The sequence below is a fragment of the Rhizobium sp. BT03 genome, assembly GCF_030053155.1.
Taxonomy (GTDB): Bacteria; Pseudomonadota; Alphaproteobacteria; order Rhizobiales; family Rhizobiaceae; genus Rhizobium.
The window spans coordinates 1,975,775-1,999,880 of record NZ_CP125640.1 but is presented as its reverse complement, the minus strand read 5'-3'; the positions used below and the strand labels follow the sequence as shown (position 1 = coordinate 1,999,880).

Here is a 24,106-nt window from a genome sequence, read left to right as displayed (position 1 = left end):
TTTTAGGCGCCTATCTGCTGTATCTGCGTGTCAGCGGAAGGCTCGGCAACGACGGCTTGATTTCGCCCTGCCTGCTTGGCACGATAAAGCGCTCGATCGGCTTCGAGCAACAGCGCCTCAGGAGAGATGTTCTGATCCGCCGCCGCCAGCGCAATGCCGACGCTGAGTGTCACGTGCCCGAAAGGCGATCCCTCATGCGCCAGCTTGACGGTCGCCATCGCCGAACAGAGAGCCTGTCCGATGACGGGCGCGTTGCCGGCCGAGGCGATCCGCGCAATGATGGCGAATTCCTCGCCGCCGTAGCGGGCGACCAGATCCTGTTTGCTTCGCGTATTGCGTTCCAGCACCCCGGCGATTTCCTTCAGGCAGGCGTCTCCCGCCGGATGGCCGTATCGGTCGTTGTAGCCTTTGAACCAATCGGCATCCACCATGGCAAGCATCAGCAGGTCCTGACCTTGCCCAAGCCCGGCGAGCTCGCTTGCGAGAACCTCGTCGAAGCGACGGCGGTTGGCCACACCAGTCATCTCGTCCGTCTGGCTGATCGTCAGGAGCTTCTGATTGAGCCGCTCCAGCTCGGAGGTTCGATCCCGTATCTTTCCCTCAAGCGCTTCATGGGCTGCGTGAACGCGCGCGGCCATCGACGCAAAATCGCGGGCAAGCTCGCCGATCTCGTCGTCGGAGTGCGTGGGCAGGGCGTCGTTGGCAACGGTAACGCCGGAACGGCCGACCAGCTGCGTGGCGTGGATCAATCTCACCAGCGGTTCGGCGACCTGCTTTTGCAGGATCGAACGGAGGATGAAGAGTTCGACGAACAGGGTGAGCAGCCCGACCGCGATGACGATCCCGAGATTGGTGAGGATGGCGGGCCGCATCAGGGATTTCGGATAATGGACGGCAAGCGCCCAGGGCGTATCCGGGATCCGGCCGACGGCGGTAATTTCGCTGGTGCTCTCGATGAGCGACACCGAACCCGCTTCGATCGACTGGCTTGCCTTTAGCAAGGGCTGGTAGTCGGCGATTTCAAGCGAGGAAATCGAGGCTTCGCCGGCGCTGGTAGTGATCGCATCGGCGTATTTGCCGTCGAAGATCAGAGTTCCCTGATCATCGGCCGTAAAGATCGTCGCCCGCGCCCCCGGCAGCGTCGGATTGGCGGTTCGTTTCATCAGATCGTCGAGCAGCACGTCGACACAGGCCATGATGCGATGTTTGCCCGAAGCGTCAGGCGCATCGGGTGTCGCGATCGTCGTCATCCATGCACTATTGGACGGGTCCCAATAGATGCGCGTAAAGAAAGTATCGTTTTGAGGCCCGCCGAAACCGCGGGAGTAAAATTCGAAGGTTTCGAGCTTCAGCGCATCCGGGCCTTCATATTTGAAAACCTTGGCGATGTCGGCCGCCTGATAGATCGGGAAGCCTTTTTCCGGAACCACGCCATAGAAATTGAAGAGGCGGCCCTTGGCGGCAGAGCCGAATTGATAGGAGAGCAGATAGGACAGCGCAAACCGCGTCTTCACGTCCGCCTCAGGCGTCACGTCAGGCGCGTAGGTTGCCGACATGTCGGGAAATCTGCGCCCGTCAGGCAAAGGCCCGCCTTCGAACAATCCCGGACGCTGGGTGTAGGATCCATCCTCATGGCGATAGAAAATATCGTCGAAATCCCGGGCCAAGGATTGCCGGGCTTCCGGTATCGCGTAGATCCTCTCGAACTCGGCGAGGAAATTCTTCTGAAGATCCTTCACTTCGCGAAATGGCAGAGACTCGCGCTGCAGAGCCTGTTCCGTCGAAAGAGAGAGCTGCGAGCGCACCGACCGCTCAAGCGCGGAATGATTGATAAAATAAGATACGCCGCCCGCACAGGCGCAGACCAGCGCGATGCGCAGTGCCGCCATCCGCAACGCCCGCGACGCGAGAGTATGGCGTGTTTTCCGCTTCCCCTTTGGTCTGAAGACGATCCTTAACAACGCGCTCATCCCGGTGCCGCTCATTTGGGCGATCCGGCCTGGATGATCGACAACCCGATTGCGTCGACCGCTCGCATGCCAATAACCAGCAGGCGGCTCGAGATCATGCATTTACCTCAGTCGTTGGAAGCAAGCCTGTCCGGCTGCCCCTCGAGAGCAGCATCCAGACGTCGTGCATTTATGGGCATCGGGGGAAAGCGCCATGATTCATTCGTGGCGTGACGAGTTCGGCAGCGGCGCCGAAGCGCATTCAGCGCATCGAGACATTGCTCGATGGACCGGAGCCATTAAGTGCAGTTCACAAGTTAACAAAGAATGCTTGTGCCGAAGGGCCGCCGATATTGCCTGCGTAATTTGGATAGAACGGGAAAATCCGGATCAAACAGCTGCTCTGTCGGCTGCGCGGCTCGGCGGCAGGCCTGGATATGTCGGCCCGTCGGGTGTTCGTTTCAGCTGGTCTCATATCGTGAAACCCCGATGGGAACCGCGAGTCCGGCCGTCCGTTACCTCTGGAGGAACGGAGGACATGGACATGCGCAAGAAAAAAGCCATCGTCGAGGCGGCGCTTGAGTCCGAGTATGAGCGCCAGCCGCTCGGGATCATGAATGCTGAGCAAGCGCTGGAGCTTGAGGATGCCGATGGTCTTGTTTTCAGCCATCCTGATAAAGAGGCCGGCGTGACGGATCATTTCGTCGATCAGGATCAGTTGCGCCGCTTGGTGCAGTAGATCTTTTGCGCGTTTACGCAGCGCTGTTGATCTCAAGCAATCATGTAACCGCCGTCTACCGGCATCGATATGCCGTTCACCATCGCCGCCTCATCCGAGAGCAGGAACAGAACAACCTCGGCAACATCGGTCGGCTCGGCGAAGCGGCCGACCGGAATGCGCTGTTTCATCCCGGCGGCCTTCTCCGGATCGCTCCATGCCTTCACCGCCATCGGCGTCAGCGTCACTGTCGGGTGGACGCCGTTCGCGCGGATGCCGTGCGGCCCGAGTTCCTTTGCCATGACCCGCGTCAGGCCGTCCAATCCGCCCTTCGAGGCACAATAGGCGGCGTGGTCGGGGATGCCGATGAAGGAGGCGACGGACGAGACGTTAACGATGGCGCCCTTGCGGCCCTGCTTGATCAGGAAACGGGCATATTCCTGCGCCAAGATCATCGGCGCACGGGTGTTGACCGCGACAAGACGGTCGAACGCTTCGACTGTCGTCTCCAGGAACGGCTGCAATTCGGTCGTGCCGGCGCAGTTGACGAGGAAATCCGCGGGCAGGGCCGCGATCGCCGCCGTCCTCGTCGCCTCGGCGTCGGCGAGATCGACCTGGATGGCGCGGCAGCCGGTTTCCCCACGCAGCGCGTCGACGTCGGCGGCACCGCGGGTCAGCGCGACGACCTGCGCACCCCGTTCGGCGACCATCCTTGCAATTTCGCGTCCGATGCCTTTGCCGGCACCGGTCACGATGACCGTCTTTCCGTTAAAGTCCATGGTCGTCTCCCTTACAGTCTCTGGCCCGTTTCCCGATCGAAGATATGTGCTCGCCGGGGATCGATGTGGAAATACACCGTCCGTCCGGGATCGACCTCGATACGCTCGCGGATCAAGGCGTCGATCGGTACACCTTGCGTACGGCCGAAGATCAATGTCTCCGAACCCGTCGGCTCGAACACCGATACCTCGACGGGAACGCCATCGTCGCCGATGGTGATATGCTCCGGTCTTATGCCGTAGGTCACGGCCCGTCCGTCATCGGCATTGGTATTGTCCAGGGGCAGGGCGACGCCCTGGTCGGTGACGACGACCTTCCGGCCGTCGCGTGAGGTAACGCGGCCCTGAAGGAAGTTCATCGATGGGCTGCCGATGAAGCCGGCGACGAAGAGGTTGACCGGGAAATCGTAGAGATCGAGCGGCTTGCCGACCTGCTCGACCCTGCCGTCGCGCATCACCACGATCTTGCTCGCCATCGTCATGGCCTCGATCTGATCGTGGGTGACGTAGACGGTAGTGGTCTTCAGCCGCTGGTGAAGCTCCTTGATTTCGACGCGCATGGTGACGCGAAGTTTGGCGTCCAGATTGGACAGCGGCTCGTCGAACAGGAAGACCTGCGGATCGCGGACGATGGCGCGGCCCATCGCCACGCGTTGACGCTGCCCGCCCGACAATTGCTTCGGATAGCGGTCGAGATAGCGCGTCAGGTCGAGGATCTCTGCCGCCCTGCCGACCTTCTCGTCGATCTCCGCCTTGGGGCGCCTGGCCATCTTCAGCGGAAAGCCCATGTTTTCGGCCACCGTCTTATGGGGGTAGAGCGCGTAGCTCTGAAAGACCATCGCAATGTCGCGTTCCTTCGGCGGAGCGTTGGTGACGACGCGGCCGCCGATGCGGATGTCGCCGCCGCTGACGGTCTCAAGACCGGCAATCATCCGCAGCAGGGTGGACTTGCCGCATCCGGAGGGGCCGACCAGCACGACGAATTCGCCGTCCTCGATGTCGACGCTGACGCCGTGCATGACCTGAAGCGCGCCATATCTCTTGGTGACGTCGCTAACCTGTACGTTTGCCAATGTCGTTCCTCCCTAAAACAGCGCGGCGTGTGTGTTGACGGAAGCCATCGGCTCATCCCTTCCAGACGATATAGGCGCCGAGGACCGCCGAGATGGCCGCGGCGCACCATACCGAAAGCCCGTACGGCTCGATGAACCGCATCCAGAACAGCGACAGCGCCACCCAGATCACCACCGAGATGAACAGCCGGTCGAACCAGTTCGTTTCGATCGGCAGAAATCCCGGCTTGCGTGGGTTGTTTTCTGATGGAGAGGTCATGGCTTCACCCTTTCACCGCGCCGAAGGTCAGGCCGGCCACGATGTGGCGCTGCACCACCGAAAAGACGATGAGCGCCGGGACCAATGTCAGCATCGAGATCGCGGCCATGATGCCCCAGGCCGTGCCTGTGGTCGTGACATATTCCGACAGGCCGGTGGTCAGGGTTCGCGCATTGAAGTTGGTGAGCGTCGCGGCCAGCAGATATTCGTTCCACGCAAACACCCAGGTCAGGATCAGCGTCACCGCCAGTCCGGGCCGCGCCAGGGGAAAGACGATGTCGTAGAGGACGGTCCATGGGCTGGCGCCATCCATATAGGCCGCCTCGTCCAACTCCTTCGGAATTCCTTCGACCGTCGGGCGCAGCGTCCAGATGGCGAAGGGAAGGTTGAAGGAGCAGTAGACCAGGATCATGCCCAGCCGGGAATCGGCGAGCGAGAAATCGCCGATCTTGTAGACCTGCGTCAGCAGCAGGAAAAGTGGCAGCAGGAAGACCGCCGGAGGCGCCATGCGGTTGGTGATCGTCCAGAAGAAGATGCTTTCCTTGCCTGCGAGGTCGAAGCGCGTCAGCGCGTAGCAGGCAAAAAAGCCGAGCGTCGTGACGAGCAGCGCATTGCCCGACGAAATGATCATCGAGTTGAGCATGTATCGGCGCAAGGTCGGATTGGTCAGCACATCCTGGTAGTTCTTCCAGAAGAAGCTGCGGAGAACGACGTCGGGCGTCGAGAACAGGTCGAAGGGCTGTTTCACCGATATGACGAACAGCCAGTAGATCGGGAAAAGGGTCGCGAGGCTGATCAGGATCCACAGCACGACCGGCAGCCAGGGGTTCTGCGTCTTCATCGCGTCAGCCTCTCTTCACGCGGGGCGCAATCAGGCCGACATAGAGCAGCCAGCAGACGACGATGGTGAGGTAGAGGACGATGACCGAGATCGCCGAACCGTAGCCGTAGTTCGTCTTGGGGAAGACCTCCCTGAAAATATGGACGCCGATGTAGCGGGTCGATGAACCCGGGCCGCCGCCGGTCAGCATCAGGACCTCGTCGACGGTGCGCAGCGCATCCATCAGCCGGATGAACACCGTGGCGATGAGCGCCGGGCGGATCAGCGGAAGCGTGATGTGCCAGAAGATCTGGCTCTTGCCCGCGCCGTCGATCTGCGCCTGCTCGAACGGATCCGGCGGCAGCGAGACCAGCGCGGCAATCAGCGAAAGGGTGACGAGCGGCGTCCAGTGCCAGATGTCCATGATGACAGTGACGGTGAAGGCCGCGGCAGCACTCTGGCCGATATTCAGATCGTAGCCGAACCAGCTCCTGAGAAGATGGGGGATGATGCCGATCGACGGTGTGGTCATCAGCTTCCAGACGGAGCCGACGATGATCGGCGCCATGATCAGCGGCAGGGTGTGGATCGTGCGAAACACCGCTTTTCCAGGAAAATCCTTGAGCAGCGCCTGGGCGAGGATGTAGCCGAGGACCAGCTCCGACACGACCGCGAAGAAGACGAATGCCAGGGTGATGCCGAGCGATGCCAGGAATTGGGCGTCGAAGACGAGCCGTCGATAATTGTCGGCCCAGTTGAAGACCATGCCGGGGTTGGCCGCGAACGGGTTCCATGCATGGAACGAGACCCAGAGGACGTAGATGAACGGAAAGATCCCGAACAGCCCGAGGATCACTATGGTCGGTGACAGCAATAGCCACCCGAGCTTCTGCGAATGCATTGCTATCCCCCGTTGAACGCTATGTGGACGTCCGCCCCATCCAGGGAGCGAAAGATGACGGGTCGTCGAAACGACCCGTCAGTTGGGGAGGATGTTTATTTGCGATAGCCGAGCGAGGTGAGCTCCTCTTCGGCCTTGGCCGCCATCTGGTCGAGGCCCTCATCGGGAGCGATCTTGCCGGTCAGGATGTCGTAGAAGATCGGCGCGGTGGCTTCACGCACCTGCGCATGGAAGGGGTAGGGAGGGGCGCCGGCGAAGAGTTTGCCCTCGTCCTTCAGCATCGTGTAGAAGCCGCCGAGCTTGGTATCCATCTCCTTCACCTTGGGATCGTCGAAGGTCGCCTTGTTGGTGATACGCGGCGCGGCGATGGCCCAGTCGGGCTGTACTTCGTTCTGGCCGATGAATTCGAGAAACAGCAGCGACGCTTCCTTGTTCTTCGATGTGACCGGCACGCCGAAGGCGCCGCCGTCGTAATAGCCGATATAGCCCTTTCCGGCTTTCGCATCGTCCAGCACGCCCGGCTCGAGCGGCGGCAGGGCGAACCCGACCTTTCCCACCACCTTCGACTGCGCGGCATCGCTTGCAATCCACGCTGCATTCTCACCATAGATCAGCCCCTGGGCGACGCGGCCCGCGGCGAAGGTCGTCGCCGTTTCCGTCCAGGTCGATTGCGTCGATTCTGGCGGAGCGATGTCGCGCAGGTGCAGCCAATATTTCAGTGCGGCCTTTGCCTTGTCGCCGTTCATCGTGCCGCCGTGTTCGACCGTCGCCGCATAATAGTTCTTGGCGTCGATGCCCCAATTATAGACGCCGAACGTCGGCACGATGGATTCGAAGAATTCGTACCAGGATGCCGGATGGCCGGTATGGGCCTGAGCGGTCGTGCCCCAGAGTTCCAGGCCGTTGTCCTTGCCGTACTTGGTGAAGAATTCGGCGATCTCAGTGTATTCCTCGTGGGTGGTCGCCGGCTTCAGGTCCTTGCCGGTTTCCTTCTTGAAGGCCTCCTTGATCTTCGGATCGTCGAAGAGGTCCTTGCGATAGAGATAGGTCTTCAGGAAAGCTTCCATCGGCGTGCCGAAGAGATCGCCGTTCGCGTCCTTGAAGTAATCGGCGAAGCTGGTGAAGTTCGTATCGTCATAGGTCGGCGCCTTCAGATCCGGCTGGTCCTTCAGCGTCTTGGTGATGTCGACGAGGAAATTCCTGGCCAGATAGGAATAGATGATGTCCTGCTCGATATAGACCATGTCGTAGATGCCGGTCTTGGCTTCCATGTCCTTGATGGCCTTGTCGTACATCTGATCCCAGGACGTCGTCTCGATTTCGACCTTGATGCCGGTCTTCTTTTCGAATTCCGGAGCGAGCACGTTCTTGATGTAGTTCGACGGCGGGGTGCTTTCGGTGACGCCGTGCAGCGTTACGCCCTTGTATTTGGCCCCGGCGTCGGACCAGAAATCAGCCCGGGCCGGCGAAGCCGTCGTGGCGAGGCCGAGCGTCAGCGCAAGCGCGCTAGCCTTCAAAGCATAATGCATTTTCCAATCCTCCCAGATAGCAGCGAGATGATTTCGCCGGTGCTTGTGTAGGACAAAAAAACCAGCAGCGCAATATTTGTTGTCTAAACATGCAAATTATAGGCCTATCCCTTTGATTTTCGCAGAAGTAATCTCCCTTAAAGGTCGAAGCGCAAGGGTAGTCGGGATAAAATGCTGCATTGCAAAGATTTTTTGCGCGGCAACAAAAAGGGGCCTTCAAAATTATTTGTTGTGTTACCAAACTAAATGGCATAGCACTGTGCGCATTCACAGGGCATATCGCGGAGGAAGGACCTATGCGTCGATTGGGTATCCATTCATTTGTATGGACAGGCGGCCAAACGCAGGAAGGGCTGGAGATGGCCCTCAACAAGACCGCCGAACACGGATATCGCACCATCGAATTTGCCTATCTGCGCCCCGAGAGGTTCGATCTCGACCGGCTGGCAAAACTGGCCCGGTCTCTCGACGTGGAAATCGGCGTGACCATGGGGCTGCCGCTCGACAAGGACGTATCGAGCGAGGACGCTGCAGCGGTGACCGCGGGAAGGCAGACGCTGGCCGATGCCGTTCGCGCGGTCCGCGATATCGGCGGCAACAAGCTCGGCGGGATTCTTTATTCCGCGCACACCAAGTACAATCGTCAGCCGACGAAGAAGGGCTGGGACAACAGCGTCGCCGCGATCGCCGCGACCGGCGAGGTCGCCAGGCAGGCGAATGTCGATCTCGTGCTGGAGGTGGTCAACCGCTTCGAGACCAACCTGCTGAACACCACGGCCCAGGGGCTCAAATTCATCTCCGAGACGGGATCGGCGCATGTTCGTCTCCATCTCGACACGTTCCACATGAACATCGAAGAAGCCAATCCGGCCGCCGCGATCCGTCTTGCCGGCGACAAGATCGGTTACTTCCACATCGGCGAAAGCAACCGCGGCTATCTCGGCGACGGCGTCATCGACTTCGATCGGATCTTCGACGCCCTGCTCGACATCGGCTACGACAGAGACGTCGTGTTCGAAAGCTTCTCGACGGCGGTCGTCGATGAAGGCCTGTCGCTCGCCTGCGCGATCTGGCGCGATACCTGGGAGGATAATGATCCGCTTGCCGCCCACGCGAAGCGCTACATCGAGCTGAAATATGACGAGGCCAAGCGTCGCCGCGCCACAAACGCGCGGCCCTGATTATCCTTCTGACAGCCTGTTCCAGTCGTGTAAGGGTGGGCGGCTTGAAGGGAATTGACATATGAACGACACCGTCTCCATCGGAAGTTCGCCGCGCAGGATCCGGCAGAACAACATCGTCGCCGCCTTGCAGACGATCTACGCCCACCGAAGCCTCAGCCGGGCCGATCTCGCCCGCAAGCTCGGCATGAACCGCTCATCCTCCGGGGAGATCGTCGGCGAACTGACGGAAGGCGGATTCGTCCGGGAGTCGGAAGAGAGCGGCAAGCCGCGCCTGGAACATTCCCGTGCCGGCCGTCCCGGCATCATGCTCGAACTGGTTCCCGACGCCGCCTTCTTCGTCGGCATCGAGATCGGCGTCGAGCATATATCGGCAGCCGTCGTCGATCTCTCCGCCGACGTTCGGGTGTGCCGGAAAATGGCGTTCGACACGCCCTCTTCGACGGTGGAGGAGGCGGTGGCGCAGGGTATCGAGCTCATCATCGGCGCCATGGCGAAAAGCATGATCGAAAGGTGCAAAGGTCTCGGCATATCGACGCCGGCCCATATCCGGCCCGATGGATTCGTCACCCTGGCGCCGATCATCGGCTGGCGGGATGTGCCGTTGAAGGAGATCGGCCGATCCGCCTTCCTGGCCGCCTTTCCGGCCGCCGTCCCGATCGCGGTCGAAAACGACGCCAACGCCTTTGCGATCGGCGACAGCTATCGCCACGGCGCCGCAGGGGTGACTCTGTTCCTGCTGATGGAAACGGGCGTCGGCGGCGGTATCATGATCGATGGCAAGCTGTTTCGCGGCGGTCACGGCCTGGCGGGAGAAATCGGCCACACGCTGGTGCCGGGAAGCGGCGGCCAGAAGTTCGAACAGCTGATCGGTCGCGAGGTGCTGATCAGGCAGTATCGCGAGGCCGTCGGGCGCGAGGGCGCCGATCTGCAGGACTTCCTTGGCGACGTTCGCGATCGTGTCCCGGCCGCGGTCAATATCGCCGAAACCTGGTCGCGCCATCTCGCCTATGCATTGCTGCAGGCCTGTCGTCTGCTCGACCCGGACAGGATCGTGCTGGGCGGCTCGGTGGCATCCCTCTATCCGATGGTGGCCGCCCGCGTGGCGGTCCACATGTCGGAAGGCCAGAACATCGCTTTCCCCACGCCGGAGATCGTCGTGGACGATGATGCGGAGTTCGGTTCCGCCTTCGGGGCGGCATGCATGCTGCACCAGCGCTTTCTGTCGCTTGAGAACGAGGAGTTCGGCAGCGAGGACGGTGCGCCGGCCCAATCGGCGCTGAGTTAAAGACAACAGGGATCGAAAGCAGGATTGCACATGGCATCAATATTGGCTCCGGACGCGCTTGGTCCGACGGTTTGCGTCGGGGAAATCCTCGTCGAGATCGTCGCGACGACGGTTGGAGACGGGTTCCGCGAAGCCCAGCCGCTCGTCGGTCCGTTTGCGAGCGGCGCGCCGGCGATTTTCATTTCGCAATGCGGCCGGCTCGGCGGCAAGGCGGCAATGGTGGGCGCCGTTGGCGACGACGATTTCGGCCGGGTCAATACCGATCGCCTCAAACGCGACGGCGTCGATATCTCGGCGATCTCGATCGATCCCGACTATCCCTCGGGAAGCGCTTTCGTTCGCTACCGGAAGGATGGCTCCAGAGATTTCGTCTACAACATCGCCACCTCGGCAGCCGCGCGCTTCGGCTGGTCCCAAGTGGTCGGCGATCTGATCGACCGGAGCGGACATCTTCACGTGATGGGCTCCGCGCTGTCGGTTCCGAGTGCCCGCGCGGTGATCGACAAGGCGGTCGACATCGTCAAGGCGCGCGGCGGAACGCTCTCGGTCGATCCGAACATTCGCAAGGAGTTGAAGCTGGACGAGGATACCGAGCGCCGCTTTGCCGAGCTTGTCGCCGCCGCCGATCTGCTTCTGCCGTCCGGAGAGGAGCTTGAGCGTGCCGCAGGTGTCGAAGGCGAAGCGGCAGCGATCCGCCGCTTGTTCGAGCTTGGCGTCAAGGAGATCGTGCTGAAGCGCGGCGCCGGCGGCGCAACCTATTTCGCCCACCAGGGAGAGCGCATCGACGCCTCGGCATTTCTAGTTCAGGAAGTCGATCCCACCGGCGCCGGCGACTGCTTCGGCGGCGCCTATCTCACCTGCCGGCGGCTCGGAATGTCTCCGCAGCAGGCGCTGACCTATGCCTCGGCCGCCGGCGCCCGCAACGTGACGCTGCTGGGCCCGATGGAAGGCGCGGGCACCCGTGCGGAACTCGATGCGTTTATCGCGTCAACGGAAAGGCGGCCGTGATGCGGGTGCATCTCGACGAACTGGCGAGGCGCAGGATCGAAGGCCATCCCCGGGGCGTGACCTCGGTATGCTCTGCCCATCCGATCGTGCTGCGCGCAGCACTCCGGCACGGGCGGCAACAGCAAAGCACCGTGCTGATCGAGGCAACCTGCAACCAGGTCAATCACCTCGGCGGCTATACCGGGATGACGCCGAGCGATTTCGCGTCCCTCGTCATGACGATAGCGGCGGAGGAGGGCTGCCCCGAAGAATTCATCGTTCTCGGCGGCGACCATCTCGGCCCCAATCCGTGGCGGGATCGCCCGGCGGAGGAGGCCATGGCCGAGGCGGAGAAAATGGTTGCCGCCTATGTCGACGCCGGATTCCGCAAGATTCACCTCGACGCCTCGATGGGTTGCCTGGGCGAGCCGATGGCGCTCGACGACGAAACCACCGCCCATCGCGCCGCCCGGCTTGCCGCAGTCGCCGAGGCTTCGGCCGGGAAGACCGGCGGCGCAATGCCGGTTTACGTCATCGGCACCGAGGTGCCGCCGCCGGGCGGGGCCGATCATGCGCTGACGACGATCGAACCGACCGCTGCCGCGGCAGCGCTGAAGACGATCGACGTCCACCGCCGGATCTTTGCGGAGGCCGGACTCGGGCAAGCGTTCGGACGCGCCATCGGCCTGGTCGTTCAGCCGGGTGTCGAGTTCGGCAATCACAACGTCATCCTTTACGACAGCAGCAAGATAGAGGCGCTGCAATCGGTGCTGACCGAGGAGCCGCAATTCGTTTTCGAGGCCCACTCGACGGATTATCAGGGCACCCAGCCTTTGGCCGCGCTGGTGAAGGACGGGTTTCCCATCCTGAAAGTCGGTCCCGAACTGACCTTCGTCTTGCGCGAGGCGCTCTATGCGCTCGATGCGATCGCTTCCGACCTGTTGCCCGATTACGGCCAGCGTCCGGTCTATGCGGCGATGGAAGCGCTGATGCTCGATCAGCCGGGCAATTGGCGCCGTCACTACCACGGCACAGAGGCCGGGATGCGCTGGCTGCGGCATTACTCGCTCTCCGACCGCATCCGTTACTACTGGGCGTCAGCTGAAGCGCAGGATGCCGTCCGGCGCCTGTGCGAGGCCCTTCGGGGGCAATCGGTGCCGCTGCCATTGCTTTGGCAGCATATGCCGGCCGCGCAGCACTTCGCAGACGCGCCGCTCGATCCGGAAGAGGTTCTGATCTGGAGAGTGACGAAGAGCCTCGCCGACTATCACGCGGCCTGCGGCGTCGGGAAGAATTGAGCAATCGGGATCAAGATAGGAGGAGAAAACGATGACGGAATTGAATGGGAAGATCGCGGCGGTCACGGGTGCGGCCTCAGGCATAGGATTGGCCTCGACCGAGGCAATGCTTGCCGCCGGCGCAACGGTCGTGCTGGTGGACCGGGATGAAAAGGCGCTCCAGACTGCCTGCCGCCGGCTCGGCGAGCGCGCTATTCCGCTGGTGATCAACCTGCTGAATCCGAACGAGTGCGCGGGATTGCTCGAGGGCGTCCTGTCGAAGACGGGCAGGCTCGATATCCTGCATGCCAATGCAGGCACCTATATCGGCGGCGACCTTGTTGAAACCGACCTCGACACGATCGATCGGATGCTCAATCTCAACGTGAATGTCGTCATCAAGAACGTTCACAATGTCATTCCGCACATGATCGAGCGCGGCACCGGCGACATCGTCGTCACAAGCTCCGTCGCCGGGCATTCGGCAATTCCATGGGAGCCGGTCTATTCGTCGTCGAAATGGGCGATGACCTGCTTCGTCCAGACGATGCGGCGCCAGCTTCTGAAAAACGGCATTCGCGTCGGCTCGGTGTCTCCAGGGCCGGTGATCAGTGCTCTGCTTGCGGACTGGCCGGAGGAAAACCTTCGCAAGGCCAAGGAGGCCGGCGCTCTGATCGAGCCGAAGGAAGTCGCCGACGCGATCATCTTCATGCTGACCAGGCCGCGCAACGTCACCATCCGCGATATCGTGGTGCTTCCCAGCGCATTCGACATCTGAAGGAGCCTGATATGAGTTACCTGCAGAAATTTCGCCTCGATGGCGAGCGTGCGGTGGTGACCGGCGGAGGGCGCGCGATCGGGCTCTGCTGCACCGAGGCGCTGGCGGAGGCGGGCGCTGCCGTCGTCGTCATCGAACGCAGCGAGGCCGACGCCCGGCAAGCGCTGGCGTTGCGCGACAAGGGCTACGATATCGACGTCCGGCTGGGCGACGTTACCGACGCGGCCCGCATGGACGCGATCGCCGCCGAGCTTGTCGACGCCGGCCGGCCGGCGACGATCCTCGTCAACAATGCCGGGATTGGCCAGAGCGGCATCCCGGCAGAGGATCTCAGCGACGCGGATTGGCTGCGCATGATGGACGTCAATCTCAACGGCGTCTTCTGGTGCTCACGCGCTTTCGGCCGCCACATGGTCTCGATGAAGCGCGGCGCCATCGTCAATCTCGGCTCGATGTCGGGGCACATCTGCAACCGGCCACAGCCTCAGACGGCCTACAATGTCTCGAAGGCGGCGGTCCATCACCTCACGCGCTCGCTGGCCGCCGAATGGGCGCAGCACGGCATCAGGGTAAACGCCGTTGCGCCCACCTACATCGAGACACCGATGGTGGTGGCCGTCGAAGCCAATCGCGAGCGCATTCCGCTCTGGCTTGCCGACACGCCGATGGGGCGGATGGGAACGCCGGAGGAGGTGGCAAGCGCGGTCCTCTTCCTCGCTTCAGGCGCCGCCAGCCTGATGACCGGAGCGATCGTCAACGTCGATGCGGGGTTCACCTGCTGGTAGTTCTTCGGGAAGAACGAATATGGAAACGTTACCACATTTTCTTGACTCGTAATTCCGTGCCGTTTATTCGAATATGGAAACGTTGCCACATCTGGGAGGAGCTTGATGAAATTCGCGCGGTTGAACCGACTTTTCGGCGTGTCCGGAAATTGCTTTGACGTTGCCATCGATCACGGCATGTTCAATGAACGGACCTTCCTCGCCGGCATCGAGAATATGAAGACGGCCATCGAGGTGATCGCTGAGGCCGGCCCGGATGCCATTCAGCTTCCGCCGGGAACCGCGCCCATCCTGCAGGCCATTCCCGGCAAGCATCGCCCCGCGCTGGTGCTGCGCACCGACATCGCCAATATCTACGGCAATCCCCTGCCGTCTCAATTGTTTTCCGAAATGATCGACAGACCGGTGGAACAGGGCGTTGCGCTGGACGCCGCCTGTGTCGTCGTCAACCTTCTGATGCTGCCGGACCAGCCGGACGTCTATCGGGCCTGCGTGCGCAACGTAAACAGCCTGAAGCGCGAATGCGAGATCTATGGCATGCCGCTGATGGTCGAGCCGCTCGTCATGCAGGACAATTCCAAGGGCGCCTATATGGTCGATGGCGCGATCGACAAGATCCTGCCGCTCGTGCGCCAGGCGGCCGAACTCGGGGCCGACATCATCAAGGCCGACCCATGCGACAATGTCGAGGAATATCACCGCGTGGTCGAGATCGCCCAGGGCCTGCCGGTGCTGGTGCGCGGCGGCGGTCGCGTTTCCGATCAGGAAATCCTGATCCGTACCAAGCAGTTGATGGAGCAGGGCGCCCGTGGCATCGTCTATGGCCGCAACGTCATTCAGCATCACAATCCCGGCGGCATGACGCGGGCCTTGATGGCGATCGTCCATGACAAGGCTTCCGTCGAGCAGGCCGCTCTGCATTTTGGCTGACGCGCGTCCGGGGAGGACATATCATGGCGAAAATATTCCGCTTCGGCGTCATCGGCTGCGGTCTGATGGGGCGCGAATTCGCCAGCGCCGCGGCGCGCTGGCTGCATCTGGCCGATATCAAGGCGCGGCCGGAAATCGTCGCCGTCTGCGATACCAACACGGCGCTGCTCGACTGGTTCAGGGATCATGTGCCGAGTGTTCGCCAGTTCACTGCCGACTATAAGGAGCTTCTGGCCAATCCCGAAATCGATGCCGTCTATTGCGCTGTGCCGCATGTGCTGCACCAGCAATTCTATATCGACGTCATAAAGGCCGGAAAGCATCTTCTCGGCGAAAAGCCCTTCGGCATGGACGCCGCTCAGAACCGGGAAATCATGGCGGTTCTCGCCGAGCATCCCGAACTCCTGGTCCGCTGCTCGTCGGAAATGCCGTTCTTCCCCGGGGCACAGAAGGTCATCGCGCTCGCAAAAAGCGGTGAGATGGGGGAGATCCTCGAAGTCGAGGCGGGTTTCCTGCACTCTTCGGACATCGACCGGCAAAAGCCGATCAACTGGAAGCGCATGGCCGAGATCAACGGCGACTATGGCTGCATGGGGGATCTCGGCATGCATGTGCTGCATGTGCCGCTGCGTCTCGGCTGGCGCCCGACGACCTTGCACGCGCAACTGGTCAAGAAGGTCACCGAACGTCCTGACGGCAAAGACGGCATGCTGCCTTGCACCACCTGGGACAATGCCACGATCAGCAGCCGCGTGCGCACCGGGGATCAGGATTTTCCGATGGTGCTGAAAACCTGGCGCATCGCGCCCGGCGAATCCAACACTTGGTACATCCGCGTTCTCGGCATGAAGAAGAGCGCATTCTTCAGCACGAAGTCGCCGCGTCAGTGGCAGTGGATGGATTATAATGGCGGCGCACAGGCTTGGAGCACCGAGGATCTCGGTTATGGCTCGCTGTTTCCCGCCATCACGGGCAAGATCTTCGAATTCGGTTTTGCCGATGCCATCCAGCAGATGTGGGCGGCCTTCGTCGATGAGCTTGCCGGAGGCAATGCGAACGGCTTCGGCTGCGCGACGCCGGCGGAAGCGCAAGCGCATCATGCGGTCCTGACCGCAGCCCTCAAATCCGGTCGCGAGGACATCGTGGTGCCGGTGGAGTATGCCGGGGCGCCAGTCTGATGCAGCGCTCCGAGATCAACGCGGCATTGCAGCGGGCAAACGCGATCCTCGATCGTTGGCACTGGTCCCTACCGGCATGGGGCTATTGGACGGCGGCGGACTTTGCCGCGCATCCCGAAGCCTCGGCCTATCTGCGCGCTCACCAACTCGGGTGGGATGTCACCGATTTCGGCTCGAACCGGTTTGCCGAATGCGGCCTCGTGCTGTTCTGCCTGCGCAATGGCATCGTCGGCGTCGAGGGTGAACGGACCTATGCCGAAAAGCTGCTCTTCGTCGAGGAAGGACAGGTCACGCCGACACACCGGCATGCGGCCAAGATGGAAGACATCATCAATCGCGCCGGGGGCGATCTCGTCATCGAATTCGCCGCCACCGATGCCGATGGCCATGTGCTGAAGGATGACGTGACGGTTCCGGTCGACGGGCTGCCGCGCCGGCTCGCCGCATGGGAGCCGCTGGTCCTTGAGCCCGGCCGGAGCGTAACGATCCGCACCGGGCTTTACCATCGCTTCTACGGCCGGAAAGGCGGCGGACCCGTCCTCGTCGGCGAAGTCAGCCAGGTCAACGACGACAACAGCGATAATTTCTTTCTGGAGCCGATCGGCCGCTTTGCCGCGATCGAGGAAGACGAGCCGCCGCTCAGGCCGTTGTGGAACGAGGGAGGCCGCTGATGCGAACCGGGGAGGAGGTTCACCATCAGGGCGGGCTGAAGCAGGGCGGTATCGTTTGTGCTGGAAACTTCATCGTCGATCGCGTCCACACCCTGTCCTATTGGCCCGAACAGGGCAATCTCGCCCATATCCTGCATCAGGATCTCGGCGTCGGAGGCGGGGCCGCCAATGTCGTCACCGATCTGGCCTCGCTTGGATTTCCCGGAAGGCTGGCGGCGGCGGGATGCATCGGCGCCGATCCGGATGGAGAGATCGTCAAGGCCCGGCTTGCGGCGGCCGGCGTCGATATCGGCGGTCTCACCGCGCTTGCCGACCGGGTGACGGCGCATACGCATGTGATGAATGTGCCCGGTGAGAACCGGACCTTCTTTTATCATGGCGGCGCCAACGATGCGGTCACGGACAAACGCGTCTCACCCGCGGCCTTCGCCGAAGCCGGATATCGGCTGTTCTATCTCGGTTATCTCATGCTGTTGCCGGGTCTCGACCGGATAGGCCCCGACGGTCTGTCGGGAGCCTCGCGCTTGCTCGACGCCGCACGCCGCGCGGGGCTGACGACCTGCGTGGATTTCGTCTCGAGCGAAGACCCGGAATTTGCGGCCAAGGTCGGCGTCGCTCTGCCCTTCTGCGATTTCCTGATCATCAACGAAATGGAGGCGGGCCGGGCAACCGGCGTTGCCGTTCGCGATGCGAACGGAGATTTGATCGAGGCGGAGCTTTTGAAAGCCGGCGAGCGGCTGCTGGCCGCAGGCGTCACCAAGGGAGCGATCATCCACGCGCCGGAGATCTGTTTCTGGTTCGCGCCTGGCGCCGTCCCGATCATGACGCGTTCACGACCCGTCGATCCCGGTGACATCGTCAGCACGGTCGGGGCCGGAGACGCCTTCTGTGCCGCGGTGCTTTACGGCCTGCATGAGAACTGGCCGGTCGAGCATATCTGCACTGTCGCCCATGCTGCGGCTGCGTATTGCCTGACGGGCGCGACGGCCACCGACGGCATTCCCGACATGTCTGTCCTCCTCCGGGAGGCGAAGGAGACGAACCCCGCCTAGCCGATGCCAGGCAGTCAAAAGGGAGGAGCAGATGACGCTATTCACCATGGCAGCCGCGCACGGCGGCTTTGCCGGTTTGCATGCAGCCGGGGAGACAGCGCGATGACATCTACGGAAAACGGGCGGCTCTCCGGCAAGGTGGCATTGGTCACGGGCGGCGCCAGCGGCATCGGCAAGGCGGTCTGCCAACGCTTCGCCGCCGAAGGCGCCAGGGTCGTGGTCGCGGACCTCGATGGCGGGAAATGCGCGCGGGTAGCGCAGGCGATCGGCGCTGATGCCTGGGGTGTGGCGCTCGATGTGACCAGCCAGGACAGCATCGAAGAGGCCGTGCGTTTTTCCATTGCCGCTGCCGGCAAGATCGACATCCTGGTCAACGCCGCCGGCATCTACGAGGTCGAGTCTATCCTGGAAATATCCCGGGAACGGACCGCAAAGGTGTTTCAGGTCAATATCGAAGGCCTGATCTTCATGACGCAGGCCGTCGCCCGGCACATGGTGGAAAGAGCGGCCGGTGGACGCATCATCAACTTCTCCTCCCAGGCAGGCCGGCGCGGCGAAGGACCGGCGGTGGCTTACTGCGCTTCCAAGGCGGCCGTCATCAGCATCACGCAAAGCTGTGCCCTGGAGCTGATCCGTTACGGCATCAACGTCAACGCCATCGCTCCCGGCGTCGTCGATACGCCGATGTGGGACGTCGTCGACGCAAAACTCGGCAGCCGGGAGGGCTTGCGACCCGGCGAGGTGAAGGCCCGCGTGGCCGCCGCCGTTCCCGCCGGACGATTTGGCGCCGCCGAGGAACAAGCCGCCATGGCGGCCTTCCTGGCCGGGCCCGATGCAGCATACATCGTGGCCCAGTGCTACAATGTCGATGGCGGCAATGTCATGAGCTGAGCGCTTCGCTTCATAGGCAGGAATAGACAATCGAGCTTGAGGTCTGGAGGAGTGGAATGAGAGCTCTACGCTTGGAATCGATCGGGTCTTTGACCATGCGCAGCGTTGAGAAACCGGTTGCCGGGCGTGGCGAGCTGCTTGTCCGGGTTGCTGCCGCCGGCATCTGCGGCTCCGATCGCCACATGTACAAGGGCGAATATCCGACCGCGATCCCGGTCACGCTGGGCCACGAATTCTGCGGCATCGTCGAAGAGATCGGCGATGGCGTCACCCGCTTTGCCGGCGGCGAGCTGGTGACGGTCGACCCGAATATCGCCTGCGGCACCTGTCCTGCTTGCACGCGGGCGCGGCCGAACCTGTGCGAGAGACTGACCGCCATCGGCGTGACGCGGGATGGCGGCTTTGCCGAATATGTGGTGGTGCCGCATGCGCAGGCCTTCATCCTGCCGGCCGACCTCGATCCCGTCCACGGCGCCTTCTCCGAACCGCTGGCCTGCTGCATCCACGCCATCGACAAGGCAGGGATCCGTCCGGGCGACAGCGTCGCGATCCTCGGCGGCGGCGTGATCGGCCTGCTGATGGTGCAGTTGGCCCGTCTGGCGGGGGCTGGCGAGATCATTTTGATCACGCGGCAGCAATCGAGACGCCAGGCCGCCCTGCGCCTGGGGGCGACGCACGCCTTCGACCCGAATTCTTCGGACACGGTCGCGTCCGTTCGGGAGGTTACCAGAGGCGGCGCGGACGTGGTCATTGAGTGCGCCGGCGTGAGCGACACGCTTCAAAGCGGCCTGAGGATGGCGCGGCGCGGTGGCACCTTTGTGCTTTTCGGCGTGACGCCGGCGGGTGTCGAGGTGCCGGTTCTACCCTTCGATCTGCTCGTCAACGAAGTCGACATCAGGCCTGCCTACCTCAACCCCTTCACCCATTCGCGCGCTGCGGCACTGGTGGCAAACGGGGCATTGGAACTGGACGCATTGGTCACCAAAACCATAGGTCTCGAAGAGGTCGCCGACGTGGTGGGCAACGCGCCGTTGCCGGGCGAGATCAAGGTGATCGTCCGGCCCTAAAGCAATTCCAGGCAAAGCGCGAAGCGCTTTTCCCAGGCAAAGCGCGAAGCGCTTTTGCCGGGAATTGCGCAACCGCTTTTAAAGCGGTTTTTTTGCGCTGCGCACGGGGCCGGTGGAATCGCGCGCGATCAGCGTGACCGGCACTTTGACCACCGCAGCCTGTCGGGATCCATCCCCCGTTTGCTGGTCCTCAATCAGCACCTCCAGCAGTCGTGCTGCCTGCTGCCCGACATTGCGGATCGGCTGCGCGACCGTTGTCAGCCGTGGAAAGACGTAGGCCGCCTCCGGCAGGTCGTCGAATCCGACGACGGAATAGTCGTTCGGAACGGAAAATCCGCGATCTTGGACGGCATGTATTGCGGCAATCGCGGAAATATCGGTGGTGCCGATGATCGCGGTGATATCGGGTCGAGACGCCAGCAATTCACGCGCCAGCCGGTAGGCCTCGGCAAAGCTGTGCTCTTCCGCCATCGCCACGGCGGCAGGCGCGATGCCGTCTTTTGCCATTTCCGCCGTGATGCCCTGGAGGCGCAGCTGGATGGGCTGGCTGTGGGCCGGCGCCGCGACGATGGCGATCGCCCGGTGGCCGAGGCCGATCAGATGTCGCGCCATCAGCCGTCCTCCTTCCTCGTGATCGGCCATGACAGCGTCGTCGGCGATGCCGTTCAGCTCGCGGTCGATGGCGATGATCGGAATGCCGGCGCCCCGCAGCACTTCGAAATGCTCGATGCTGCCGAAAGCGCTGGCGACGATGACGCCGTCGACGCGCTGGGCGAGCAGCATGGAAATATAGCGCGCCTCGTGATCCATATTTTCCGCCGTGCTGCAGATCAGCGTCTGATAGCCGTGCTGAAACAGTTCCTGTTCGATGGCGTGGGCGAGGATGCCGAAGAACGGCACGTCGATCGACGGCAGCATCAGTCCGATCATTCGGCTGGGTGCCCCGCGCAGCATGCGGGCATCCTTGCTGGGTGTGTAGTTCAGTTTTCGGATCGCCGCCTCGACGCGGTCCCTGAGCTCAGGCGAGGCGTAACCGCTGTTGTTGAGCACCCGCGAGACCGAAGAGACCGACGTTCCTGCAAGCTTGGCGATATGTCTGATGCTGGTCGTCACAGGCCCCGCATTTCTTTCTTGGCGCAGCGTCAACCGAAAGACGCTGTAGCACTTTGAATGCTGCACAACTTATCCTTAAATCGATTCCGATTTAAGGAATTCCTACGCCACAACCAAGCTTTCGAATCTATGGCTATTCGGCATGGACATCTGATGAACGACACGGTCATCCTTTTTCACGGCATTGCCCGGACGAAGAAAAGCATGGAGAAGCTCGCGGCCTTCCTGTCCGGCAACGGTTATCGGGTCGTGAATGTCGGTTACCCCTCCACCAGGTTTTCGATCGGCGACCTCGTCGATATCGTTCGGCCGCAGATCGACGCGGCTGCCAAGGAGTCAGGCGACGGCCGTGTGCATTTTGTCGGCTATTCGATGGGTGGGCTCATCATCCGCGCTTTTCTCAGGAACGATCGCCCGCCCAACCTTGGCAGAGTGATCATGGTCGGAACGCCGAACAACGGCAGTGAGATCGCCGATTTCCTCAAGGCCTGGCCGCTCTACAGGAAGTTCTATGGACCGGCGGGGCAGCAGCTGATCACCGATCAAACCGCAATGACCGAGCTGTTCGGCACGGTCGACTACGAACTTGGTATCATCGCAGGGAACCGGACCATCGACCCGGTCTCTTCGCTCATTATCGGCCTCAGGGTTCCGAACGATGGCAAGGTGTCGGTGGAGAGCACGCGTCTCGACGGCGCGGCGGCGCATATCGTCATTGCCGCCACCCACACTTTCCTGCCCGTCAACAAGACCATGTGGAACCAGGCCCTGTCGTTTCTGCGGGATGGGCGATTTATGGCCTGAACACAGACGGCCTGCCTCATCGAGACAGTTTCAAAACGCGCAATATCGGCTGGGACCTTACCGTTGAACGGTGAGGTCCTGTTTAACCTTCGAAATCAGCAGCCGGGAGCCATCAGCGGTGAAGTGCCCGTAGTCGAATTGCACCGGGTCCCCGCTTTGTGTCCACACGACACAGTCTGGGTTGCACATCGTCTTATAGGTGGAGATGTAGAGTGCTCCGCTTCCGGCCAATGCGTCCCGAATGTCCATACCGATGTGCTGGCGAGGCGCCAAATGATCGGCGGCCTTGAATGGCTGCCTGTCGTAGAGACTGTGAGCGAGCAGCCGCGGCAAGGAAGATTTATACTCTGCCACCGGTCCGAAGACGACGATCTTTTTGGCAAAGGGGGATAGGTAGTCCACCGTCTTTCTGACGAGTTTGGCGTCATCTGCCGTCCAGCGTCCCGCCAACACCAGAACATCGACCTTGTGGCTCGGCAAAAACTCTTTGAATACGTAGTTCATGAGTTCCAGGCAGCGCTCTTCGCCCTCGGCCTCGAGAGTCGGACGGCATCCTGATGCGTTCGCTTGAAGGACGTTGATCCCAGGCAGCGCCTTCAAGCCGGGATACAGGTGGGCGGCGTGACTATCACCGATGAGCGCTATGTTTTGCTGAGTATTTGAGAGAGCCAGGCAGGCATCGCGATCGTATTTTTCGATACCGTCGTTTGAGGTGAGGAAGCATTTTCCGCTGCGGAAGGCTTTCGAGGGGTCGTAATCGGCAAATTCCGCCACGCGCTCGACGAGCTTGTTGTCGTCCTTCATTTGATCGGCGGCGAGTTGCCCGACGAATGCCAGCATTGCTACTGAAGCAATCGAGGCAGCCCCGGCGGCGACGGACACCAGAGGCCGGTATCGCATCGTTCGGAAGGGCGTTTCGATAAATCGCCACGAGAAATATGCGGCGACAAAACTCAAGGCGACCGGCACCAACTGCCAGCCATGCTCCCACGCCCCGTATTGGTTCGAAAACACCCAAATCGGCCAGTGCCACAGATAGAGGGAATACGAGATCAAGCCTATAGAGGTGGCGACCCTCAATGAGAGAAGCCTGCTGACCAACGTGCCTGGCCCCGTCCAGATGATCAGGGCCGTGCCTGCTGTTGCCGGTAAGGCCAGCAACCCGGGAAACTCGGAGGTTTTCGACAATAGCAGTGCGCTAAGGCAGATCGCCAAGGCGCCGATTGCCGAAAGCGCGCTGTTGATCCGCATATCGGCGAATTTCGTCAATGCCGGTGCTGCGATGAGAGAGCCTACCAGCAGTTCCCACGCGCGATATTGCACAAGATAGAAAGCTGCAGAGCGATTGATTGGAACAGTGATGATGGAAGCAATGATGCTGACTGCGAAAAGCCCCGCTATGGCGATCCCGGTTGCTCTGCGCCCATACCGGCTCGCCGCCATGACGATCAGCGGAAAGATGACGTAGAACTGCTCTTCGACCGACAGCGACCATGTGTGCAGGACTGGATTGAATTCCGCGGAATCGTCGAAATATCCAGTCGTCAGATAGAAGTAGGCATTTGAAGCAAAAAGTGCGGAAGAGGTAACTGATTTAAAGACCCGCAGGCTTTCGTCAGGCAGCATCGTAAAATACGAAACCGCCATCACAACAGCATACATGACCACGACAGCGGGAAGAATTCGTTTGGCTCGACGGCTATAGAAGTTGCCGATCGAAAATCGGCCTTCGCTCGCTTCAGCGAGAATGATTTTCGTAATCAGATACCCCGAGATCACGAAGAAAATGTCCACCCCGATAAATCCGCCGGGGAGAATGCGATCAAATCCACAGTGATAAAGAATCACAAAAATGACGGCTACGGCTCGCAGGCCGTCGATATCTTGACGATGCGTAATCATTTTCGGCCTCGGTTTTTGGCCTCCCGGAATTTCGTACCGCGAGACCGCTCCAGATGCAACCGCAGTCAGGGTAAAATGAAAACTACTCGCCTTAAAAGCGCTTTCGGCGCAGAGAGAAAGACCCAGCGAGGGAGCGCAGGGGCGGCCTGACGGGCGATTAAAATTGGCTGCTGA

The 24,106-nt window shown here is 61.5% G+C and carries 23 protein-coding genes; 14 read left to right on the top strand and 9 right to left on the bottom strand.

Annotated features, from left to right (window positions below; genetic code table 11):
* Nucleotides 1–2: 2 nt before the first annotated feature.
* Complete coding sequence (locus QMO80_RS09855; RefSeq protein WP_283199887.1) at nt 3–1,889, bottom strand: diguanylate cyclase; 1,887 nt, start codon at nt 1,887–1,889, stop codon at nt 3–5.
* 598 nt (nt 1,890–2,487) lie between these two features.
* Here QMO80_RS09855 and QMO80_RS09850 point away from each other — a divergent pair.
* Nucleotides 2,488–2,688 (top strand): hypothetical protein, encoded by a 201-nt coding sequence (locus QMO80_RS09850; protein WP_283199886.1) that lies wholly within the window; start codon nt 2,488–2,490, stop codon nt 2,686–2,688.
* Nucleotides 2,689–2,720: 32 nt separating this feature from the next.
* Here QMO80_RS09850 and QMO80_RS09845 read toward each other — a convergent pair whose 3' ends face one another.
* From QMO80_RS09845 to QMO80_RS09820, 6 genes are all read right to left on the bottom strand, one after another.
* Nucleotides 2,721–3,446: an SDR family oxidoreductase gene (locus tag QMO80_RS09845; RefSeq protein WP_283199885.1), complete on the bottom strand. Its 726-nt coding sequence runs from the start codon at nt 3,444–3,446 to the stop codon at nt 2,721–2,723.
* 11 nt (nt 3,447–3,457) lie between these two features.
* Nucleotides 3,458–4,519 (bottom strand): ABC transporter ATP-binding protein, encoded by a 1,062-nt coding sequence (locus QMO80_RS09840; RefSeq protein WP_283199884.1) that lies wholly within the window; start codon nt 4,517–4,519, stop codon nt 3,458–3,460.
* 52 nt (nt 4,520–4,571) lie between these two features.
* Nucleotides 4,572–4,778 (bottom strand): DUF2160 family membrane protein, encoded by a 207-nt coding sequence (locus QMO80_RS09835; RefSeq protein WP_283199883.1) that lies wholly within the window; start codon nt 4,776–4,778, stop codon nt 4,572–4,574.
* 4 nt (nt 4,779–4,782) lie between these two features.
* A complete protein-coding gene (locus QMO80_RS09830) occupies nt 4,783–5,619 on the bottom strand; it encodes a carbohydrate ABC transporter permease (protein WP_283199882.1) in 837 nt (278 codons plus the stop codon).
* Between the two features lie 4 nt (nt 5,620–5,623).
* Nucleotides 5,624–6,499 carry a carbohydrate ABC transporter permease gene (locus QMO80_RS09825; protein ID WP_283199881.1) on the bottom strand — a complete coding sequence of 292 codons (876 nt, stop codon included), beginning with the start codon at nt 6,497–6,499 and terminating at the stop codon, nt 5,624–5,626.
* A 95-nt stretch (nt 6,500–6,594) separates the two neighbouring features.
* Nucleotides 6,595–8,028, bottom strand: coding sequence for an extracellular solute-binding protein (locus tag QMO80_RS09820; protein ID WP_283199880.1), 1,434 nt, complete (start codon nt 8,026–8,028; stop codon nt 6,595–6,597).
* A gap of 296 nt (nt 8,029–8,324) precedes the next feature.
* Here QMO80_RS09820 and QMO80_RS09815 point away from each other — a divergent pair, with 296 nt between their 5' ends.
* From QMO80_RS09815 to QMO80_RS09760, 12 genes are all read left to right on the top strand, one after another.
* A complete protein-coding gene (locus QMO80_RS09815; RefSeq protein ID WP_283199879.1) occupies nt 8,325–9,209 on the top strand; it encodes a sugar phosphate isomerase/epimerase in 885 nt (294 codons plus the stop codon).
* 61 nt (nt 9,210–9,270) lie between these two features.
* Nucleotides 9,271–10,497, top strand: a complete 1,227-nt coding sequence (locus tag QMO80_RS09810) for an ROK family transcriptional regulator (RefSeq protein WP_283199878.1) — start codon at nt 9,271–9,273, stop codon at nt 10,495–10,497.
* 30 nt (nt 10,498–10,527) lie between these two features.
* Nucleotides 10,528–11,505: a sugar kinase gene (locus tag QMO80_RS09805; RefSeq protein ID WP_283199877.1), complete on the top strand. Its 978-nt coding sequence runs from the start codon at nt 10,528–10,530 to the stop codon at nt 11,503–11,505.
* Nucleotides 11,505–12,782 carry a D-tagatose-bisphosphate aldolase, class II, non-catalytic subunit gene (locus QMO80_RS09800; RefSeq protein ID WP_283200154.1) on the top strand — a complete coding sequence of 426 codons (1,278 nt, stop codon included), beginning with the start codon at nt 11,505–11,507 and terminating at the stop codon, nt 12,780–12,782. The genes QMO80_RS09805 and QMO80_RS09800 overlap by 1 nt, the downstream gene beginning before the upstream one ends.
* A gap of 31 nt (nt 12,783–12,813) precedes the next feature.
* Nucleotides 12,814–13,539: an SDR family oxidoreductase gene (locus QMO80_RS09795; RefSeq protein ID WP_283199876.1), complete on the top strand. Its 726-nt coding sequence runs from the start codon at nt 12,814–12,816 to the stop codon at nt 13,537–13,539.
* 11 nt (nt 13,540–13,550) lie between these two features.
* Entirely contained in the window at nt 13,551–14,324 is a 774-nt protein-coding gene (locus QMO80_RS09790; protein ID WP_283199875.1) for an SDR family NAD(P)-dependent oxidoreductase, read from the top strand.
* Nucleotides 14,325–14,429: 105 nt separating this feature from the next.
* A complete protein-coding gene (locus QMO80_RS09785) occupies nt 14,430–15,254 on the top strand; it encodes a class I fructose-bisphosphate aldolase (protein WP_283199874.1) in 825 nt (274 codons plus the stop codon).
* A 23-nt stretch (nt 15,255–15,277) separates the two neighbouring features.
* A complete protein-coding gene (locus QMO80_RS09780) occupies nt 15,278–16,432 on the top strand; it encodes a Gfo/Idh/MocA family protein (RefSeq protein ID WP_283199873.1) in 1,155 nt (384 codons plus the stop codon).
* Nucleotides 16,432–17,103: a D-lyxose/D-mannose family sugar isomerase gene (locus QMO80_RS09775; protein ID WP_283199872.1), complete on the top strand. Its 672-nt coding sequence runs from the start codon at nt 16,432–16,434 to the stop codon at nt 17,101–17,103. The genes QMO80_RS09780 and QMO80_RS09775 overlap by 1 nt, the downstream gene beginning before the upstream one ends.
* The gene (locus QMO80_RS09770; RefSeq protein WP_283199871.1) at nt 17,103–18,155 is read left to right on the top strand and encodes a carbohydrate kinase family protein; all 1,053 of its coding nucleotides are present in this window, start codon (nt 17,103–17,105) and stop codon (nt 18,153–18,155) included. The genes QMO80_RS09775 and QMO80_RS09770 overlap by 1 nt, the downstream gene beginning before the upstream one ends.
* Nucleotides 18,156–18,257: 102 nt before the next feature.
* Nucleotides 18,258–19,046, top strand: a complete 789-nt coding sequence (locus QMO80_RS09765) for an L-iditol 2-dehydrogenase (protein WP_283199870.1) — start codon at nt 18,258–18,260, stop codon at nt 19,044–19,046.
* 56 nt (nt 19,047–19,102) lie between these two features.
* Nucleotides 19,103–20,113: a zinc-dependent alcohol dehydrogenase family protein gene (locus tag QMO80_RS09760; protein ID WP_283199869.1), complete on the top strand. Its 1,011-nt coding sequence runs from the start codon at nt 19,103–19,105 to the stop codon at nt 20,111–20,113.
* A 78-nt stretch (nt 20,114–20,191) separates the two neighbouring features.
* Here QMO80_RS09760 and QMO80_RS09755 read toward each other — a convergent pair whose 3' ends face one another.
* Nucleotides 20,192–21,226: a LacI family DNA-binding transcriptional regulator gene (locus tag QMO80_RS09755; protein ID WP_283199868.1), complete on the bottom strand. Its 1,035-nt coding sequence runs from the start codon at nt 21,224–21,226 to the stop codon at nt 20,192–20,194.
* Nucleotides 21,227–21,379: 153 nt separating this feature from the next.
* Between QMO80_RS09755 and QMO80_RS09750 the strand changes: the two genes are divergently transcribed.
* Nucleotides 21,380–22,030, top strand: a complete 651-nt coding sequence (locus QMO80_RS09750; RefSeq protein ID WP_283199867.1) for a triacylglycerol lipase — start codon at nt 21,380–21,382, stop codon at nt 22,028–22,030.
* Nucleotides 22,031–22,087: 57 nt separating this feature from the next.
* Here QMO80_RS09750 and QMO80_RS09745 read toward each other — a convergent pair whose 3' ends face one another.
* A complete protein-coding gene (locus QMO80_RS09745; RefSeq protein ID WP_283199866.1) occupies nt 22,088–23,932 on the bottom strand; it encodes an acyltransferase family protein in 1,845 nt (614 codons plus the stop codon).
* Nucleotides 23,933–24,106 lie beyond the last annotated feature (174 nt).